The sequence below is a fragment of the Streptomyces sp. PA03-1a genome (assembly GCF_033792805.1).
Classification (GTDB): Bacteria; Actinomycetota; Actinomycetes; order Streptomycetales; family Streptomycetaceae; genus Actinacidiphila.
Genome location: NZ_JARAVO010000061.1, coordinates 23,543 through 41,298, shown reverse-complemented (window position 1 = coordinate 41,298; position 17,756 = coordinate 23,543). Strand labels below are relative to the sequence as shown.

Sequence of the window (17,756 nt, the reverse complement as noted above, 5' to 3'; positions counted from 1 at the left end):
CTCCCCTTCCCGGAGCTCCTCCCCGCCCGCCACCGGCAGCGGTCCCACCGCGGCCGCGAAGCAGACCACCGGCCTGCCCCTCGCGTGGAGCGCCGACTCCCTGGTCTGGGACAAGGGCTGCGGCCACGACTACGTCATCGCCAAGCCGCCCGCACAGGTACCTGCACCGCCGGTGGAGCAGGATGCCCGGGCGTGGGCGGCGACGCAGGGCGCGGTGCACGGGCGGCAGACGAGGGTGCAGATCTCGGTGCAGGGGCGGTCGTCGGCGGCCGTGGTCCTCGAGGCGCTCCACGTCCGGATCGTCAGCCGCGGCAACCCGGCCGCCGGGAGTGCGTACGCCATGGGCCAGGGCTGCGGGAGCGACCTCACGCCCCGCCGCTTCACCGTGAACCTCGACGTCGACCGCCCCATCACCCGCCCGGAGGACGGCGCCGACAGCGAACACGTCATCCCGGCCGCGCATTTCCCGTACCGCGTCTCCGCCGAGGACCCGGAGGTGCTGCTGGTCGACGCGATGACACGGACCCACGACGCCCGCTGGTACCTCGAACTCGACTGGTCCTCCCAGGGCCGCACCGGCACGATCCGCATCGACGACCACGGCCGCCCGTTCCGCACCAGCGGCATCACGGCACTGCCGCACTACTGGTACGGCACGAACGACGCAGGCCGGCGTGCCTGGGTCCCCTACGACAGCTAGCGCTGTGACCGCATGGGTCCGCCGGGTCGTCAGCCGCAGTAGTCGCCGGACTTGGTGTCCGGGCCGGTGCCGGCGGTCGCGGCGAGGCGGACGCCGAGGAGACGCCCGGCGGAGTTCACCGTCACCTGAAGCGACGTCACGGAACGCATGCTGGCGTCACGGTAGGGGTACGTCACGGTCCACATCCCGCCCGCGCCGTCGTCGACGCGGTCCACCGCGGGCCGCTTCGTGTCGGCAGTGGGGTAGTGCAGGGCCACGTACCGGTCCGCGGACCGCTCGGCGGCCGCCGCGTCGTGCACCGACCAGGAAGAGCCCGGGATGGGCTTCCCGACCGCCGCGGCCCCGGTCCGGGGGCCCGTCGACACGTCGACGCGGAACCCGTCCGGGTCGGGCCAACTCATGAAGGCGACCCCGCTCGGGTCCAGCTCCGCCCACACCTCCTCGTTCACGCCGTCGATCCCGCACGGCGTGTTGTCCTGGACCCGGACGATCCTGACGTCGTCGCCCAGCGCCTTGCGCACCGCCTGCCCGATCACCGCCTGCTGCTCCGCGGACGCCTGCCTGCTCGGCTCGGCGTGGTCGACGACCCGCACGTCGACGACGGTCGTCAGCACGAGGGCCACGGCCAGGAACCCCGCACCGGTCGCGGCCTGGAGCCCGCGGTGGCGCGTAGGCCAGGGCGGGACCCTCGTACCGGCGAGGCGCAGTGACAGGACCCCGATGCCCGCGCCCACGACGGCGCCCGCCACGTTGGTGGTGAAGTCACTGGTGTCGCAGTAACGGCCGATGACCGGAAGGCAGGCCTGGACGGTCTCGATCCCGCACGCCAGGAGGACCGACAGCAGCACAGGAGGCACCGGACGCCGGGCCGCCCGCACACCGAAGAAGCCGATCGGCACGAACAGGGCGACGTTCATCCAGCCCTGGGTCGTCCCGAACGCCTCCCACACGTCCTTGCTCACCGTGCACTTCACCGCGCCTGTACCGACGGGTCTGAGCCAAAGCGTCAGGAACAAGGCGGCCGTCGTCGTGGCCGCCCACGCCCCGTAGGTCCAGGGCCGGTCGGAACGGCCACGCAGGGCGACCGAGACGACCCCCAGCACGGCCGCGGAGACGAGGGCGACGAGGAGGAGGTACAACATGTGCCCTCCGAAGACGAGAGCGAACAATGCCGTACCTTTCGAGCGCGAGGAGATCAGCCGACGGCGCGCGAATCGCGGCGCGTCGGCGATCACCCTGGCGCCCACACGTCATGGGCCCTGGTTCAACTCATGACCAAGCTGTAACAGCCCACCCCTGCCGGTTCGGAAGATCACCAGTACAGGCTCCGGATCGGCGCTCGGCCCTCCGGTTGAACGCCGTTTCCTGCGGCTACGGCGTGGGCTCGGTCCCCTCCGGAAAACCCAACGCATCCAGCAGTACGGCGAAGAGGTCCTCCACGAAGGTCTCCTCCGAACGCAGTATCTCCTCGATCCGGGACTGCGGTTCCACGGCCGGGATGCCTGCCGCTGCGGCCCAGGCGAGAGCGCCTTCGGCGTCGGAAGGAATCTCCGCGTCGAGTTCCGCGCGTGTGCGGCTCACAGCCTCGTCGAACTCGGGGGTGTCCACCCACAGGAGCTGATCTTCCAGGTCCTCCGGTTCCTCGGTGACGAGTGCCGCGGCAATGTGCAGGTTGAGCCACGCCTGCCAACGTCGCCCGTCGGTTCCCAGCCCCGTCACCAGGGCGACACTGCTGTCGGATACGGACCCGACGCAGGCCGGTGCGCCGGTCCACTCGACGAGGGCGGGCAGATCGTCGTCCTCCCAGATCTCATTGTCGAACTGGAGGGTCTGCCAACCACCCGCTCGCGGCCACCACTCGTGCACCCCGTCCTTCAGCTCCTGGTCGATGCCGTCGAACACGGGCGCTTCCAGCAGCGGATGCTTGCTGCGGGCAAAGAGCAGGTGCCCGGAAAACCCCACGGGAACTCCTTCTTGGAGACGTTGCCCGCACCTTATGGGCCGCCACCGACACGGCAGGCTCGGGCCGGCTCGCGCCCCGTCCACCGCCGCTGCGACCCTTTGTGTGCGCAAGCCTCACCCGAACCGTCCGCGGCGTGGAACCCTGCGGTCGTGAACGACGACGAACCCCCGGTCGAAACGCTGGACGCCGACATGCGCCCCTGCGTCTTCTGCGGGCATCCGGTTCCTGGAAAATCGCTTGACGAGTACGACTGCCCCGTGTGCGGCGACCCGGAAGGGCGCGACGTACTGCTGTGAGTGAGTCACCTGACCGCGCTCACCGTTGGCGCGGCCTCGCTCTTCCGATGCGACGACAACGCGCGCATCGAGGTGCGCGCCTCGTCACATGCCGGAAACATACGCGGCGACGATCCGCCAGTAGGGTCCCGGCATGCTCCTTTTCCACTTCACGCGGCCGGGGCTGTGGCCGCTGATTTTGGCAGACGCGGAGATCAGGGCGACCTGGCCGGAGGAGCTGGAGGACGTACCGGAACTGGCGCGGTCCGTGCACCTGACCGCCGATCCGAGTCCGGGGTCGCTGCCGGGGGCCTTCCGGGACCGCACCGTGCGGTTCACGGTGGAGGTTCCCGCGCCGGAGGCGCAGCGGTGGCACGCGTGGGCGGGTACGAGGCTGCCCGCGGGGTCCGCGGAGGCGCTCGCGGCGTCCCGGTTCGACGGTCGTCCGGACGAGTGGTTCGTGCTCGAGCGGGCCATCCCGTCGGCGGAGTGGGTGTCGGTGATCGACCTCGGTGTGATGGCGCCGCTCTGGCCGCGTCCGTAGCCGCGTCGGCGGGCCGTCACCAGGTCGTGGGGCCGGCGCCGCGCCACTCGACGAGGTCGCTGTCGTACAGGTCGCCCAGGCGCATGCGGAGCCCGGCGCGGCGGGCCAGCGCGAGGACGTCCCGGGGTCCGTAGGCGAGGCCGAGGATCCTGCCGTCGCACCGCACGCGGCGGCCGCCGGTGCCCGAGGGCGGGTACACGATCACTCGGCATCGCACCGGCTCAGCGTGGACCCGCAGGGGCGGGAACGCATCCTGGCGGAATGTCCGGTCGGAGTATCCGGGCGAGCGCCGCGGCCCCGCAGGGCTTACGAATGGAGGGACATCAAAGCGCCGGAGAGAGTGGCTGGGCATGCGCGTTGTCGTGGACCTCACCCGTTGCCAAGGCTATGCGCAGTGCGTGTTCCTTGCGCCGGACGTGTTCGAACTGCACGGCGAGGAGGCACTGCTGTACGACCCGGCGGTCCCGGGCGACCAGTACGAACGCGTGCGCCAGGCCGCCGCGGCGTGCCCGGTGCAGGCGATCCTGGTGGGCGAGGAGGTGAGCGCCGGTGTCCGCTGACCTCCTGGAGGGCCGGATCGTCATCGTCGGGGCGTCGCTGGCGGGCCTGCGGGCCGCGGAGACGCTGCGCGAGAAGGGCTTCACCGGTTCGCTGACCGTCGTCGGGGACGAACCCCACCCGCCGTACGACCGGCCGCCGCTGTCCAAGGGGGTGCTGCTCGGCAAGGTGTCGGCGGACGCCACCGGGCTGCCGATGCGCCGTGATCCGGAGGCGGAGTGGCGGTTGGGGGTGCGCGCCACCGGGCTGGACCCGGTGGGGAAGCGAGTCCTGCTGGGCGACGGCTCGTCGCTGCCGTTCGACCGGCTGCTGATCACGACCGGGACGCGGGCGCGGCCCTGGCCCGTTCCGGAGGAGGCCGCCCTCGACGGGGTGTTCACCCTGCGCACCAGCGACGACGCCGCGCGCCTGGCCGAGCGGCTGGCCGCCGGGCCGCGCCGGGTGCTGGTGATCGGCGCGGGCTTCACCGGTTCGGAGATCGCGTCGGTCTGCCGCGAGCGCGGTCTGGAGGTCACGGTCACCGAACGCGGCCCGGCGCCGCTGGTGGGGGCGCTCGGCGGGACCTTGTCGAAGCTCGCCGCCGCCATGCAGCGGGCCCACGGTGTGGACCTGCGCTGCGGCGTGACCGTCACCTCGCTGCGCGGCAACGGCAGGTTCACCGGTGCGGACCTGTCGGACGGCACCCGTGTCGACGCGGACGTGTGCGTCGTCGCGATGGGCGCGGTCCGCAACGTCGAGTGGCTGGCGGAGTCCGGGCTGGCCGCGGGCCCGCGCGGGATCGCCTGCGACGCCGGCTGCCGGGCGTTCACCATGTACGGGATCGTCACGGACGACGTCTTCGTGGCCGGTGACGTCTCGCGCTTCCCGCACCCGCTGTACGAGTACCAGCTGCTCTCCCTCGAGCACTGGCGCAACGCGGTGGACCAGGCCGAGGTCGCCGCCCACAACATGGTCAGTCCGGGGCCGCTGCGGCGTCCGCACCTCGCGGTGCCGACGTTCTGGTCGAGCCAGTTCGGCTACAACATCAAGTCGGTGGGCGTCCCCACCTTCTCCGACCACGTGGTCATCGCGCAGGGCTCACTGGAGGAGCGCCGCCTGGTCATGGCGTACGGCTACCGCGGCCGGTTGACCGCCGCGGTCACGGTCAACATGGCCAAGTCGCTGGAGTACTACGAGCGCCTCATCGAGACGGCCGCCCCGTTCCCGCCCCCGCTGGGCGCGTCGGACCGCCGTACGGCGGCCGAGGTCGTGCTCCCTTCCGATGTGCCGGACCCGAGCCGGCTCTCGCACGGTCCCACGGTCGCGCTCACCGGGTACCTGCCGGACCGGCGGCTGGTCCTGGCGAGGCCCGCCGGGTGACCCACCCCCGCCCATCCACGAGGAGCCACCACGCATGACCGCCGAGACCCTGCTGGAACGGATCACCGATTACGCCAGCCGCCCCGACCCGTACCCGCTGTACGCGGAGCTCCGCGAGGCCGGGCCCGTGGTGCGGCAGACGGACGGCAGCTACCTGGTCGGCACGTACCACGAGATCGTCGGCCTGCTCCACGACCCGAGGCTCAGCGCCGACCCCCGCAACCGCACCACACCGGCTGCCCCGGCGGCGGAGGAGACGCAGCACCTGCCGTTCCTGCGGCTGGACGACCCCGAGCACCACCGGTTGCGCACGCTGGCCATGCGGCCGTTCGGCCCGCCCCACAACCCCGGCCGGGTCGACGCGATGCGCGGGCAGATCACCCGGATCACCGGGGAACTGGTCGAGGGGCTCCGGGGCCGCGACCACATCGACATCGTCGACGACCTCGCCTACCCCCTGCCGGTCACGGTCATCTGCCGGGTGCTCGGTGTGCCGCGCGAGGACGAGCCGCGGTTCCGGGAGTGGACCGACCTGCTCGTCGCCTCCGCCGACATCGGCCCCGGCGAGGACACCGCCGCGCGGGCCGAGGCGGGCCGCAAGGCCCAGATGGAGATGGGCGCGTACCTGCTCGGCCTCGCGGAGCAGCGCCGCGGCCGGCCCACCGGCGACCTGCTCTCGGACTTCGTCAACGAACCGGATCCGGAGCTGCGGCTCACCGACGAGGAACTGGCGCAGACCGCGATCCTGCTCCTCATCGCGGGGCACGAGACCACGGTCAACCTGATCACCAACGGTGTGCTCACGCTGTTGCGCCACCCCGACCAGCTGGAGCGGCTGCGCCGGGAGCCGGAACTGCTGCCGGAGACGGTGGAGGAACTGCTGCGGTACGAGCCGCCGGTGCACCTGCGCGAGCGCATCCCCCTCGCCGACGTGGACATCGCGGGCACCGTCGTGCCGAAGGGCACGTCCGTGATCCTCGCGCTCGCCTCGGGCAACCGTGACCCCCTGCGGTTCCAGGACCCCGAACGGTTCGACCCCGCCCGCAAGGACAACGAGCACTTCGGCTTCGGCAGCGGCGTCCACCTCTGCTTCGGCGCACCGCTCGCGCGCATCGAGGCCCAGGCGGCGCTCGGCGCGCTGCTGCCCGGTCTGGGTACGGCGACCCTGCTGCATGACCCGCCTCCCTACCGGCGCAACGCCATGCTGCGCGGGCCCCGTCACCTCACCGTCAGGTTCTGATGCCCCTCGCTCGCCTCAGGCTTCGGTGGTGCGGTGCCGGGCCCGGAAGGCCGCTGCCTTGACGCGGTTCCCGCAGGTCCTCATCGCGCACCATTCACGCCGGCGGCCCCGGGAGCGGTCGAGGTAGACCTGGGTGCACTCCGGGCGGGCGCACTCGCGCAGCAGCGCCCCCTCCTCGCCGCCGATGATCTCGACGGCCTCGCGGGCGACGGCGGCGAGGCCTTGTGACGCCGAACCGGAACGGCTCGTACCGTCGGGGCCGAGCTGCGTCACCACGGGTGCCTGGGCCGCGTGGCGGTTCACCGCGGCGACCGCTCCGGCGGGCAGCGGTTCGCCGTCGAGCCGCGCCACGACCAGGGCGTAGATCGACTCCCGCAGGTCCACGGCCGCCGCGAGGTCCGACGCGTCGGAGCCGGGCTCGCGGTCGAGCATCCGGGACTCGACGAACCAGGAGTCGAGGAGCTCGGGCGAGGCGAGCTTCTCCGTGGGCACCGCATTGCGTCGTGCGCGCAGCGTGCCCAGGAAGTCGAGGGCGAGCGTCCCACAGGGGAAGGCATGGTTCACATCACCATCCTAACCGGTGACCCGCGATTCGTCACTGGCTTGACAGGTGACTTCGCCCCGTGACACGGTCGTCACCGTTCAGAACGGTTACTCATGATGTGGGGGACGCCACAATGGCTGTCGTACGTTTCCACCTGCTCTCCTCGCTCAGCCCGTCCGAGGCACTGGCGGTGCTCACCGACTTCGGTCCCGCACGGGCCCGGACCTGGCCCACCATCGACGCCGAACACCTCACGGTGCACGCGATCGGCGACACCTGGGCCGAGGTGACCGAGGGCACCGCGTCCGCCTGGGAGCGGGCGCGCTACGACTGGGACGCCGGGACGGGAAGGGTCGCCATCACCACGCACGACTCGAAGGTGTTCGGCCCCGGCGGCGGATGGATCTTCCAGCTGACCCCCGAGGGGAACGGCACACGGGTCGACGTCGAGCTCACCCGCACCCCCGGCACGCTCAAGGGCAAGGTGCTCGCCACCCTGCTCCCCGTCGCCGCCGCATCCCTGCGCAAGTCCTACCGGGAGCCCTTCAAGGCGGTGTGATCACGCCGGCTCCGGCGCGGCGGCGGCTCCGGCCCGGACCGACCCCATTGCGGGCGGTTGGCCCGATTCCACCCCTCGAACTCACTGTCGAGATCCGGCTACCGTCCGTACACTGACAAGTTGCAGGCATGCGGGCAGTGCTGACCGGGGGGAGCCGCCATGTCCGAGCAACCGCACGGCACCGCGCACGGATACGGATACGGATTCGTCATCCCGCCCATGCCGTCCACCCCGCCGCCCGCGCCGCCGGACGGGCTGCGCGCGGCGGCGGTGGGGCTGCTCAACCTCAGTGGTCTCGGCCTCGGTTACGCCCTTACCCGGCGCTGGGTGCTCATGGCCGTGTGCTGGTTCGCGACCGGCATCCTGCTGCTGGTGGCGCTGCCCGCGGACCCCGACGGCGTGCCCGTGGGCCTGGTGGCCGTCTACCTGGTCCTCCTCCTGGCCGCGGCCGTCCACGGCGCCGTGGTCGGCCTGCGCACCCGGCTGGTGCGGCCCGCGGGCGCTCCCCTGGCGATCGCCCTCGGACTGGTGCTGCTGGCCGTACCGGCCGGCGGCGTCGTGCTGTACGACATGGCCCGCGACGAGGCCAACGAGCAGGCGCTCCTGGACCGGCTCGACCAGGCCGACCGGCTCGTGCGGGCCGGGGGGAGCAGACCCTTCGACGCGGCCCGGTCCGACTACCGCAAGGCCCTGGGCGAGTACCGGGACATCAGATCCGGCCACCCCGGCTCGCGGGCCGCGGCCCGGGTACCCGACCGCCTGAAGACCTACTACACGACCGTCGGCGCCGCCTACGAGCAGCAGGACTACTGCGCGGCGATACCGGCACTGACGTACCTGCGCACGGTCCCGGACACCATGGGCAAGCAGACGCTCGGCGCGCTCGCCCAGTGGCCCGACGACCGCCTGGCCGCCTCCCTCTACGAGTGCGGGGCGCAGCGACTGGGCAACGAGGACGCCGGCTGGACGGATAACTTCGGCGACCTCCTGGGCACCTTCCCCGACTCCGAGCAGGCCGCGAAGGTCGCACCCGCCGTCGACTCGGCCGTGGACAAGGCCGCGAAGGACGTGAGCGGCTCCGACCCCTGCCCCGCCGTCGACCGGCTGCGCACCCTCGGCACCCAGGCCGGGGGGCTGAACGCCGGCGCCGGGGACGTCGGCGACGCCGTCGCCGCCTCCGCCGCCCGGGCCGGGAGGAGCGCCGACTCGGGGGTGTACGCCTGTGGGGTCGACCAGTACAAGGACGGCGACTTCGGTGAGGCGCGGGAGACGATGAACACGTTCGTCGCCGACAACAAGAGCGCGAAGAACCGGGCGCTGGCCAAGAAGTTCGCCATCGCGGCGGAGGTCGCGGACGAGATCCCCGCGGCGGGCAAGCGCCTGCCCACGCTGGCCTCCGGCGGCAGCATCTCGGTCACGATCAAGAACGACAGCCCCAACCCGATCACGGTGCTCTACACCGGGCCGGTGACCGGCAGCCTCACGCTCAAGGCCTGCCGCAGCTGCACCTCGTACTCACTCCTGACGCCCTCCCTCGCGGGGTTCAAGCCCTGCCAGGACAGCGGCACGAACTACCCCCAGCGCACCATCCGCCTGCCCGTCGGCACCACGTACTTCCTGCACAAGTCGACGTCGTCCGACGGATCGAGCCCGGCGTCCGACAAGGCCACGCTCAAGCCCGGCTACATCTACACCGAGTGCGCCTACACGACGAAGTCCTTCGGCTTCTGACCGTCCGGCCACCCTCGTCCGCCTCGTCAGTCCGAACCGCCGCCTCCGCCGCCGCAACCGAAGCCGCCGGAGTGGTCGGTGTAGCCGGAATGGCCGGCACCGCCGTCGGCGCCGTGGCCCGTGTCGCCGTCGGGGTAGTCGGCGCGCCAGCGCAGGAACTCGTGCCTGCCGAACGGGAACAGGCCCTCGTCCGCGACCGCTCCGCGGCCGATCAGCCCCGCCTCACCGGTGAAGGCCGGGACGAGCGCGGTCAGCGCCGGGTCGCCGTAGAGGGCGACCGCGAGCAGGATGTCCTCCTCCGCGAGCCCTGCGGGACCCTGCGGCATCGGCGTACCCCGCCGCAGGTCCGCCAGGTACCGGCGGGCGGCCCGGGTCGGGCTGACCCGCACCAGGCGCAGCAGCCCCGCCCCGGCAAGTTCCGCCCGCATCCGGGACAGCGCCGTGCGCACGACCGCGCGCCCGAGCAGTTCCCTGATCCCCGCGGGGCGGTACAGCCCGACCCGTATCGCCTTCTCCAGCGGGTGGCGGTGCGGCGGCGGGTCCGCCTGTTCCGGGGAGACCTCCCGGCGCAGGGTGCCCGGCCGGCCGGACTCCACGGCGCCGCGCAGGTGCAGCGCCACCACGGCGACCGTCACGGCGGCCCTCGGGCCCCCGCGCAGCAGCGCGATCTCGTGCGGTTCCAGCCGGACCGCCGTTCCCTCGTCCATGGCACCACCCCCCGTGCGTGTGCCCGGTACGTGCCCATCGGCGGGGGTGGTCGAAGCCTGCCGGGGCGGGGTTCAGAGGGCGATTTGAGGGTGCCGTAGCGGACGTACGGCCGGTGGTGTAGGTGCGGCCGGCGGTCCTTCACCGGTACGGGGCGGGACTGCCGGGGCTGATGATGCGTGTGTAAGGAAATGTGCCGGGGGAATTGCCTTGGGGTGCTCCCCTACGGCAGGCTGTCGCTCCAGTCAGGCCCTGTCATCCGCACACCCGTACGTACACGCGTACGGGGCAACGGAGTTGGCCGGTGGTCGCCGGGGGCGGTCCGAGCCGGTGGGAGGGGCACGATCGCGTCCGGGAGATCACCGAACGGGCCGCGCTGGAAGGAAACCGTGTGAGCCGGATCTCGGTCCGGGGGATCGCGGTGGCTTCGGCCACGGCGGTCACCTCCGTGGGCGCCGTCGTCGGTGTCGCCTCGAGCAGCCAGGCGAGTGAGCAGCCCTTCGCCGCCTCCGAAGTCGACACCGTCCTGTCGGACATACCCGCCGGCCAGCGGGTCCAGCAGGCGTCGCTGACGCAGCAGGTGCAGGCGCAGTCCGACGCCGCCGACGTCGGCACCAGGAAGACCGCGGAACAGGCCGCCCGCAAGCAGGCCGCCAAGGACGCCACCGCCCGCAAGGCGGCGGAGGAGAAGGCGGAGGCCGACCGCAAGGCCAAGGCCGCCGCCCGCGCGGCGCTGGTCGTGAAGGCCTCGTACACCGTCGCCGAGGTCAAGGCCATGGCCCAGGCGATCATCGGTGACGCCTCGCAGTACCAGTGCTTCTCCAACATCGTCACCCACGAGAGCGGCTGGAACTACACCGCGACCAACTCCTCCTCCGGCGCCTACGGCCTCGTCCAGGCCCTGCCCGGCTCCAAGATGGCCTCCGCGGGCGCCGACTGGCGCACCAACCCGGGCACCCAGATCAAATGGGGCCTCAAATACATGGACAGCCGTTACGGCAGCCCCTGCGGCGCCTGGTCGTTCTGGCAGGCCAACAACTGGTACTAGCGTCCGTCGAGGTCGGCGGCGGCCGCCGAAGTGGCGAGCGCAGCGGAAGGTTGACGGTATCTGTCTGCGCGGGCTTGCGAACGTCGCCCGGCACCGCTCCTCCGCGGCCGACCCCCACACCATCAACGCGGTGACGCCGTTGACGGACCTCACCACCGTGCAGTCCCCCACCAGGGTCTCGGTGAACACCCATGCGTTGAACCTCGCGCCGGGCGCCACCGGCACCGTCACCGGCCTCGCGGAGATCCAGACGCCCGCCGGCTGGCGGCCGCTGCCCGGCGCGTGGCTCTCGTACACGAACGCCCAGGGCGGGAACAAAGTCGGCGGCGCGCTCACCGACAGCCAGGGCCGGTACACCCTGAAGGTGCCCCCGAGCAGCCCTGTCGCCGCCGGCGAGGTCGTCCTCGGGGGTGTCGACGACCCGTTCGCGGCGGAGTCGGCGCAGCCCCTGACCGTCCACGTGGCGTTCGCGACCGTGCTCAACGTCAAGACCAGCCTCGACGACCGGTCCCGGCTGCGCGTGGACGGCTCGGTGAAGTTCCAGGACAGCCGTGGGCACTGGCCCGCCAAGCCGGCCGTCACGCTCGAGTACTCCAAGGACGGCAAGACCGGCTGGAAGGCCGTGGCCACCCTCCCGGTGACGGTCCGCCACAACGAGCCCGGCGTCGCCGAGACCTTCAGCCACACCTGTATGGCTACTGGCGTACCCGTTTCCAGGGCAACCCCGATCTCGCCACCGCGGTCACCAAGAGCGTCCACCTCTCCCGGCGGGCCACCCGGATCACGGGGTTCAACGCCTCTCCCGAGCCTGTGCGGAAGGGTGCCCTCACGAAGGTGGGGGGCACCGTCCAGTACCGGAGCGGCACCACCTGGAAGGCCCTTCGCGACACCCGGGTGTCCTTGTACTTCCGGCCCCGCGGCGCCAAGAGCTACCGGTACGTGCACGCCTTGGGCGTCGACGGCAAGGGCCGTTTCTTCAATCTGGAGCGGGCGACCCAGGACGGCACCTGGGCGGTGACCTTCGACGACGCGACCGGGACCGGCTACTTCGTCCGCAAGAGGGCCTCGGACTACGTCGACGTCAGCCCGTAGCCACGGGGTCCGGTTCCCGCGGGTTGCTGCCGGGTTCCGGCCGGGCCTGGTGGTGCGGGGGTGATGGCCTCCTCGATGCCGCTTGAGCGCCAACAGGCCCCTCGGAGGCGGTCTCCAGGGGCCTGTTCGATGCCCGCGTGCCGTATCCGGCGGCTTCCCTGGCCTTCCAGCGGGAGGCCGTCTGGGTGCTCGACGGCAGGCTCACCTTCCACGAGGGCGATGTGGTGCACGAACTCGGCCCGGGCGACTCGATCGAAGTCGACGCACCCGTCCCGTGCGTGTTCGCCAACACCAGCAATGCCGAGTGCCGCTACGCGATCGTCCTCACCCGGGTCGAAAGGCCGTGAACCTTTCCCCGTGCCGCGGACCAGCAGCGGCCCGTGATCAGGAAGAACGTCTCGGCCGTGGCCATCCAACCGAGGTTGCGGTCGCGTGGCAGGCCCGTGAGGACGGCGCCGGGGCCGTCCGGTACCGCTCGTGCGGCGGCGGCAGTGACGCCACGTACCGGCGCAGGACGGGAGGGCGACGGCGTGCCGGACGAGATCCGGTACGCGACGTCCGGGCTTCGGGTCGGCGGGAGCGAGATCGCCGGGTACGTCGACGCCTACGATGACGAAGAGGTCCGGCGTGTGCAGCCCGAGCGTGGGCGCGAGCCGCCGGAGCGTGGACGCGGTGGGCGGTCCGGACTCGCCGACGGCGCCCGCCGGCTACCGGTGCACCGTCAGCCGTTCCAGCAGCACCTCGAAGGGCTCACCTGCCGTCATCGGGTGCGGAGGTGCCGGCGACGGCCGGTCCGAGCCCGGCGGGGAGGTGGGCGACCGCCAGCGCGACCGCCTCTTCCGCGGTGGCCGCCTCGCCGATCACACCGTCCCCGAGGTGGAGGTGGTCCTTCACGCGATACGGATGGCCGTCGTGCGCGGGGACGATGGCCACCTCCAACCGGGACGGGTGCCCGGTGCGGGCGCTGAAGCCCAGTACCCAGTGGCTGGAGAACGCGAAGAGCTGCCGCAGCCGCGGCTCGGCATGGGCCGCCTGCACGAGGAGCCGGAAGCCGTCGAAGTCAGGCGCCTCCGCCGCCTGTTCGTGCAGCCTTCGCCACTGCAGCTCGACCTCGGCGGCCGGTCCGCGTTCATGGGCTTCGGCGCGCTCGCTGGGGTGGAGGAACGAGAACCGTTGGTGCAGGTCGCGGAATCCGGTGCCGTCCCCCCAGGCCGCCCCCACCCGCACCACGTCCCCGAGGTCGGCCGTGCTCCCCGAGATCAGCTCGACCCCCCGGCTCCATCCGGAGAACGTGAAACCGCGCTCCTTGGCGTACGTGTGGACGACCAGCGGATCACGGTCGGGCACGGCGGTGGCGACACGCGCCTGGAGGACTGCGTCACCGCCGTCACGCACGATCACGAGATCGGCGCCGAGGCCGGCCGCTGCCTGCTCCAGGGCGGCGGACAGGCCAGCTGCGGCGATCAGGTCGGGATAGAGGTCGGGGTCCACGCGCCCAGTGTGGCGTCACCGCGCCGCGCGGGGAACACCGGCACGGCCCGTACGGCTCCGGACGACCCCGGCCGGTGAGCGCCGGGCCGGGGTCGTGAGGTGGCGGTGGGGGTGGCGGTCAGCGCAGCGACGCGGGCAGGTCCTCGCGGTGGACGATGCCCATGCGCTGAGTGGCGCGGGTCAGGGCCACGTACAGGTCGCTGGTGCCGAACCGTGCCGGTTCCACGACCAGGACGTGGTCGAACTCCAGCCCCTTGGCCTCCCGGGGGCCGAGCAGCACCACGGGCAGGGTGAGGTCGGGCTCGGCGCCGGCCGTGACCCCGTCGAGCGGGGCGGCGATCTCCGCGTGCAGCGCGCGCGGCGCGATCACCGCGAGGCGCCCCTCGTGGGGGGTCAGTTCCGCGACGGCCCGCGCCACCGCGCCGGCCAGGTCCGCGCCGGCGTGCCGCGTCCACGGCTTCTCGCCGGTGGAACGGACCGACCGGGGCGGCTCGAAGGCGGGGTCCTCGATGCGTACGACCTGCGCGGCCAGGTCCATGATCTCCGCGGGCGTACGGTAGTTGACGCCCAGCCGCACGTGCTCGAAGCGGTCGCCGACGTACGGCTCGAGGATCTTCTCCCAGGAGCCGACGCCCGCCTCCTCCGAGGTCTGCGCCGGATCGCCGACCAGGGTCAGCGAGCGGGTCGGGGACCGTCGCATCAGCAGGCGCCACGCCATCGGCGACAGCTCCTGCGCCTCGTCGACGATGATGTGCCCGAACGCCCACGTACGGTCGGCGGCGGCCCGCTCGGCGGCGCTGCGGTGGTCGGCCTCCTCCTGCCGGTCGGCCATCCGCTCGGCGTCGATGATGTCGTGGGCGGCCAGGACCTCGGACTCCGCGTCCTCGAACTCGAACGACTCCGAACCGCGCGACACCTCCAGGACGCCCTGGGCGTAGGCGATCTGCTCCTGGCGTTCGGCCTCGGCGGCGGCCCGCGCGGCGCTGTCGTCGACGCCGAGCAGTTCGGCCGCCTCGTCCAGGAGCGGCACGTCGGCCGGGGTCCACTCGCCGTCGTCCGGGGCGCGGCGGATCGCCCGGGCGTCCTCGTCCGGCAGGTACGCCGGCTCGGCGAGGTAGCCGGCGAGGAACTCCTGCGGGGTGAGCAGCGGCCACAGCTCCGCCACGGCGGCCCGCACCCCCGCGCTGGCGGCGACGCCCTTGCCGAGCTGTGCGAGGTCGTCCGGGCCGAGGAAGTTGGGGCCGCCGTACGGGTCCGCGCCGATGCGGTCGGCGAGCTGCGCGGTGAGGGCGTCGATGACGTGGAACGCGAAGTACGGCCGGGCGAGGTTGTGCGGCTGGCGCGTCTCGCGGGCGGCGTCCCGGGCCTGGTAGGCCATCTCCCAGTCCAGGACGAGTTCGCCGTCGTCGTGCGGGATGACGATCGGCGCACCGGGCTCGGGCAGTACCTGGCGGTCGCGCAGGGCGAGAGCGAGCGCCTCGGCCATCTCCGCGCTGCCCTTGACGGCCGCCGCGCGCGGGGTGTCGGTGCCGCGGGCGTGGACGCCGGGGAAGAGTTCGGCCTGCGTGGCGAGCATGACGCCGGTCTCGCCGAGGGCGGGCAGCACCTCGCCGATGTAGCGGAGGAAGGCCGGGTTGGGACCCACGATCAGGACCGCGCGCTTGGCCAGCAGCTCACGGTGCTCGTACAGCAGGAAGGCCGCCCGGTGCAGCGCGACCGCGGTCTTGCCGGTGCCGGGGCCGCCCTCGACGACGAGGACGCCGCGGTGCGGAGCGCGGATGATGCGGTCCTGGTCGGCCTGGATGGTCCGCACGATGTCGGCCATGCGGCCGGTGCGGGCCGAGTTGAGGGCGGCGAGCAGCACCGCGTCGCCGGTGCGGTCCTCGAAGCCGCTGCGGTCGTCGTCCTCGAGGTCGAGGATCTCGTCGTGCAGCTCGGTGACCCGGCGGCCGTCGGTGGTGATGTGCCGGCGCCGGCGCAGTCCCATGGGCGTGTGCCCGGTGGCGACGTAGAACGGCCGGGCGACCGGTGCGCGCCAGTCGATCAGGAGCGGGGTGTGGTCGGTGTCGTCCTCACGGATCCCGATGCGGCCGATGTGGTGCGCGGCACCGTCCTGGAGGTCGATCCGGCCGAAGCACAGCGAGCCGTCGACCGCGTTGAGGGCCGCCAGCAGACCGGAACGCTCGGCGACGAGGACGTCGCGTTCGAGACGGGCCTGCATGCCGTTGCCCACCGGGGTCAGCGCGTCCTCGACGCGCCGGGTGGCGACCCCGCGCAGCGTGTCGACCCGCTCGTAGAGCCGGTCGATGAATTCCTGCTCCTTCTGCAGTTCGACTCTTTCGCGAGTTGACACATTCGCTCCCTGTCCGATATGGTGATTCCAGTGGCCCCCGGTGAGGGGCCGTTTCTGTGCGCGCACAGAAACACTCAATATACGTGAGGAAATCCCCGTACCGCAATTGCGGTACGGGGATTTCCTGCGTTCGGGGGCGGGGCCTGGGCCTCGGTGCTGCGAAGGTGCCGGGACGGTACCGGGACGCCCCTCCGGCGGGCTCCGGCGCGCGCAAAAAAGAAAGGGAAAGGAGCTCGTCCGCTCCAATCCGTTCCCAACGTACAGCGCACCGGGGGGCTTGCGGCAAGCCCCTGGGGGTGCCGCAGAATCGCCCGCCGTAACCGGAATTCGGGGCGTGGGAAGGCATGAAGTGCATGCGCTGTCGTCGGCGTACGGGGCACATCGAACCGCCGGTGGCGGCCGGCACCCGGGAGCTGCGGGATCCGGAGGGGCCGGGTGCCCCTATGATCAACGCCCGCTGGACGAACGATCGAAGCGGGGGCGGACGATGACCTACCGGCGTGCGGCGATACCGGTCCTGACCGGGGGATTGCTGCTCACGGCGCTGTTGTGGTGGGCGGGGTCGAGCGCGCACGCGCTGAACCTGCCGGGCACCGTCGACGTGATCGGCGGCCGGGCGGCCACGGAACTCGGCACGTGGCTGACCCCCTGGTCGTACGACCCGCCGGGCTGGGGGCAGCCCTTCGGCGCGCCGACCGGCGGCACCGACTACCTCACGCTGTACAGGACCGGGCTGCAGATCCGGTTCGCCGCGGTCTTCGCGTCCTTCGTGCCCGGGGCGCTGCTCCTGCTGCGCAGGCTGCCCCCGGTGCACGGCCGGTGGCCCGCCACGCTGCTCGCGGTGTGGGCGTGGGGCCTGGTGGCCGGAACGCTGGCGGTCACCGTCTCCGCGCCGTGGCTGATCGCCTCGCACGGGCACGGCAGCTACCGCTTCCTGCCCCAGCTGGCCGCGGTGATCACCACCGGGCGGGAGGCCGTCGCGGTGGCCGCGCTGCTCGCGGCGGCGGTGACGGTGCTCACGGCGCGCATCACGGCCAAGGGCGCGGACCCGCTCCCCCAGGCGGTCGTCCCGGCGCGTGCGGGCCGGCTGGCCGCGACCGTCGGGACGGCGGTGGTCGCGGTGTCCCTCGTGGTGCTCTCGTACCAGTCGGTCGCCGCCGCCCTCCAGACCTACTCCCCCGGCATCGGCCTGCTCTCCGAACCGGGCGACCTGCTGCGCCAGTGGCTGCTCCTCGGTGCCTGGACGACCCCGTCAGGCGGCCCGCTGACCGACTGGCTCCTGGCCCGCGCCGCCGACCTGCTGCTGCTCGCCGTGGTGTGGTGGATGCTGCGGCGGCTGCCCGTACTGCTGACACGGGCCACGTTCCCCGCGATGGCGGTCGGCGCGGTCTGCGCGACCGTCCTCGGGCTGATCGCCTCGCAGTTGCTGCGGGTCACCGTGGACGGTGCCGGTCTGCACTGGGGGCTGCTGTCCCTCTCCGCCAGTCTGGGCATCGGGGTCCCGGCCGCGCTGACCTTCGGCCTTGCGGCGGGCGTGGCGGCCGCCACCACGCTCCGGGTCGCCGAGCGCCGCGCGGTGGGGGGTTCCTGACAC

18 protein-coding genes and 1 pseudogene are annotated in these 17,756 nt (G+C 72.5%); 12 read left to right on the top strand and 7 right to left on the bottom strand.

Translation table 11 applies throughout. The features are described from left to right. A pseudogene (locus PV341_RS16120) lies at positions 1 to 700 on the top strand (transcriptional regulator); the annotation flags it as partial. 29 nt (positions 701 to 729) lie between these two features. On the opposite strand, the gene PV341_RS16115 reads toward PV341_RS16120, so the two are convergent. Both PV341_RS16115 and PV341_RS16110 read right to left on the bottom strand, forming a co-directional pair. Continuing rightward, positions 730 to 1,842: a VanZ family protein gene (locus PV341_RS16115; RefSeq protein ID WP_500327015.1), complete on the bottom strand. Its 1,113-nt coding sequence runs from the start codon at positions 1,840 to 1,842 to the stop codon at positions 730 to 732. Positions 1,843 to 2,071: 229 nt separating this feature from the next. Continuing rightward, positions 2,072 to 2,662, bottom strand: coding sequence for a hypothetical protein (locus tag PV341_RS16110; RefSeq protein WP_500358155.1), 591 nt, complete (start codon positions 2,660 to 2,662; stop codon positions 2,072 to 2,074). Between the two features lie 150 nt (positions 2,663 to 2,812). Between PV341_RS16110 and PV341_RS16105 the strand changes: the two genes are divergently transcribed. Together PV341_RS16105 and PV341_RS16100 are read left to right on the top strand one after the other, a co-directional pair. Then, positions 2,813 to 2,959: a hypothetical protein gene (locus tag PV341_RS16105; RefSeq protein ID WP_500327012.1), complete on the top strand. Its 147-nt coding sequence runs from the start codon at positions 2,813 to 2,815 to the stop codon at positions 2,957 to 2,959. A gap of 133 nt (positions 2,960 to 3,092) precedes the next feature. Then, positions 3,093 to 3,482: a hypothetical protein gene (locus PV341_RS16100; protein WP_500327011.1), complete on the top strand. Its 390-nt coding sequence runs from the start codon at positions 3,093 to 3,095 to the stop codon at positions 3,480 to 3,482. Positions 3,483 to 3,498: 16 nt separating this feature from the next. On the opposite strand, the gene PV341_RS16095 is transcribed toward PV341_RS16100, so the two are convergent. Further along, entirely contained in the window at positions 3,499 to 3,699 is a 201-nt protein-coding gene (locus tag PV341_RS16095; RefSeq protein WP_499510265.1) for a hypothetical protein, read from the bottom strand. A 133-nt stretch (positions 3,700 to 3,832) separates the two neighbouring features. Between PV341_RS16095 and PV341_RS16090 the strand changes: the two genes are divergently transcribed. Genes PV341_RS16090 through PV341_RS16080 form a run of 3 tightly spaced genes read left to right on the top strand, consistent with a single transcriptional unit; the run spans position 3,833 to position 6,639 of the window. Continuing rightward, positions 3,833 to 4,042: a ferredoxin gene (locus PV341_RS16090; protein WP_500327009.1), complete on the top strand. Its 210-nt coding sequence runs from the start codon at positions 3,833 to 3,835 to the stop codon at positions 4,040 to 4,042. After that, on the top strand, positions 4,032 to 5,399 hold the full coding sequence (locus PV341_RS16085) for an NAD(P)/FAD-dependent oxidoreductase (RefSeq protein WP_500327007.1): 1,368 nt from the start codon (positions 4,032 to 4,034) through the stop codon (positions 5,397 to 5,399). Before PV341_RS16090 ends, PV341_RS16085 begins: the two co-directional genes overlap by 11 nt. Before the next feature lie 34 nt (positions 5,400 to 5,433). Further along, complete coding sequence (locus tag PV341_RS16080; RefSeq protein ID WP_500327005.1) at positions 5,434 to 6,639, top strand: cytochrome P450; 1,206 nt, start codon at positions 5,434 to 5,436, stop codon at positions 6,637 to 6,639. Positions 6,640 to 6,654: 15 nt separating this feature from the next. On the opposite strand, the gene PV341_RS16075 is transcribed toward PV341_RS16080, so the two are convergent. Further along, positions 6,655 to 7,203, bottom strand: coding sequence for a CGNR zinc finger domain-containing protein (locus PV341_RS16075; RefSeq protein WP_500327004.1), 549 nt, complete (start codon positions 7,201 to 7,203; stop codon positions 6,655 to 6,657). A 113-nt stretch (positions 7,204 to 7,316) separates the two neighbouring features. On the opposite strand from PV341_RS16075, the gene PV341_RS16070 reads away from it, so the two are divergent. Together PV341_RS16070 and PV341_RS16065 are read left to right on the top strand one after the other, a co-directional pair. Next, complete coding sequence (locus PV341_RS16070; RefSeq protein WP_500327002.1) at positions 7,317 to 7,742, top strand: hypothetical protein; 426 nt, start codon at positions 7,317 to 7,319, stop codon at positions 7,740 to 7,742. Positions 7,743 to 7,901: 159 nt separating this feature from the next. Next, entirely contained in the window at positions 7,902 to 9,473 is a 1,572-nt protein-coding gene (locus PV341_RS16065; RefSeq protein WP_500327000.1) for a hypothetical protein, read from the top strand. A 26-nt stretch (positions 9,474 to 9,499) separates the two neighbouring features. On the opposite strand, the gene PV341_RS16060 is transcribed toward PV341_RS16065, so the two are convergent. Next, positions 9,500 to 10,180: a TIGR04222 domain-containing membrane protein gene (locus PV341_RS16060; RefSeq protein WP_500326999.1), complete on the bottom strand. Its 681-nt coding sequence runs from the start codon at positions 10,178 to 10,180 to the stop codon at positions 9,500 to 9,502. Positions 10,181 to 10,569: 389 nt separating this feature from the next. Here PV341_RS16060 and PV341_RS16055 point away from each other — a divergent pair, with 389 nt between their 5' ends. The 3 genes from PV341_RS16055 (at position 10,570) to PV341_RS16045 (ending at position 12,665) form a co-directional block, all read left to right on the top strand. Further along, on the top strand, positions 10,570 to 11,226 hold the full coding sequence (locus PV341_RS16055) for an aggregation-promoting factor C-terminal-like domain-containing protein (protein ID WP_500326997.1): 657 nt from the start codon (positions 10,570 to 10,572) through the stop codon (positions 11,224 to 11,226). 834 nt (positions 11,227 to 12,060) lie between these two features. Next, positions 12,061 to 12,318: a hypothetical protein gene (locus PV341_RS16050; protein ID WP_500326995.1), complete on the top strand. Its 258-nt coding sequence runs from the start codon at positions 12,061 to 12,063 to the stop codon at positions 12,316 to 12,318. Between the two features lie 137 nt (positions 12,319 to 12,455). Further along, positions 12,456 to 12,665, top strand: a complete 210-nt coding sequence (locus tag PV341_RS16045) for a cupin domain-containing protein (RefSeq protein ID WP_500358153.1) — start codon at positions 12,456 to 12,458, stop codon at positions 12,663 to 12,665. A 403-nt stretch (positions 12,666 to 13,068) separates the two neighbouring features. On the opposite strand, the gene PV341_RS16040 is transcribed toward PV341_RS16045, so the two are convergent. Together PV341_RS16040 and PV341_RS16035 are read right to left on the bottom strand one after the other, a co-directional pair. Continuing rightward, a complete protein-coding gene (locus PV341_RS16040; RefSeq protein ID WP_500358151.1) occupies positions 13,069 to 13,809 on the bottom strand; it encodes a DUF6193 family natural product biosynthesis protein in 741 nt (246 codons plus the stop codon). Positions 13,810 to 13,927: 118 nt separating this feature from the next. Continuing rightward, on the bottom strand, positions 13,928 to 16,138 hold the full coding sequence (locus PV341_RS16035) for a HelD family protein (RefSeq protein ID WP_500358157.1): 2,211 nt from the start codon (positions 16,136 to 16,138) through the stop codon (positions 13,928 to 13,930). Between the two features lie 511 nt (positions 16,139 to 16,649). On the opposite strand from PV341_RS16035, the gene PV341_RS16030 reads away from it, so the two are divergent. Then, complete coding sequence (locus PV341_RS16030) at positions 16,650 to 17,753, top strand: hypothetical protein (protein ID WP_500326990.1); 1,104 nt, start codon at positions 16,650 to 16,652, stop codon at positions 17,751 to 17,753. Positions 17,754 to 17,756: the final 3 nt, after the last annotated feature.

Bases quoted from the DNA above. Each gene is read 5' to 3' on its own strand.
- PV341_RS16115 (WP_500327015.1), bottom strand. From the start codon at position 1,842: ATGTTGTACCTCCTCCTCGTCGCCCTCGTCTCCGCGGCCGTGCTGGGG.
- PV341_RS16080 (WP_500327005.1), top strand. From the start codon at position 5,434: ATGACCGCCGAGACCCTGCTGGAACGGATCACCGATTACGCCAGCCGC.
- PV341_RS16100 (WP_500327011.1), top strand. From the start codon at position 3,093: ATGCTCCTTTTCCACTTCACGCGGCCGGGGCTGTGGCCGCTGATTTTG.
- PV341_RS16030 (WP_500326990.1), top strand. From the start codon at position 16,650: ATGACCTACCGGCGTGCGGCGATACCGGTCCTGACCGGGGGATTGCTG.
- PV341_RS16090 (WP_500327009.1), top strand. From the start codon at position 3,833: ATGCGCGTTGTCGTGGACCTCACCCGTTGCCAAGGCTATGCGCAGTGC.
- PV341_RS16070 (WP_500327002.1), top strand. From the start codon at position 7,317: ATGGCTGTCGTACGTTTCCACCTGCTCTCCTCGCTCAGCCCGTCCGAG.
- PV341_RS16060 (WP_500326999.1), bottom strand. From the start codon at position 10,180: ATGGACGAGGGAACGGCGGTCCGGCTGGAACCGCACGAGATCGCGCTG.
- PV341_RS16065 (WP_500327000.1), top strand. From the start codon at position 7,902: ATGTCCGAGCAACCGCACGGCACCGCGCACGGATACGGATACGGATTC.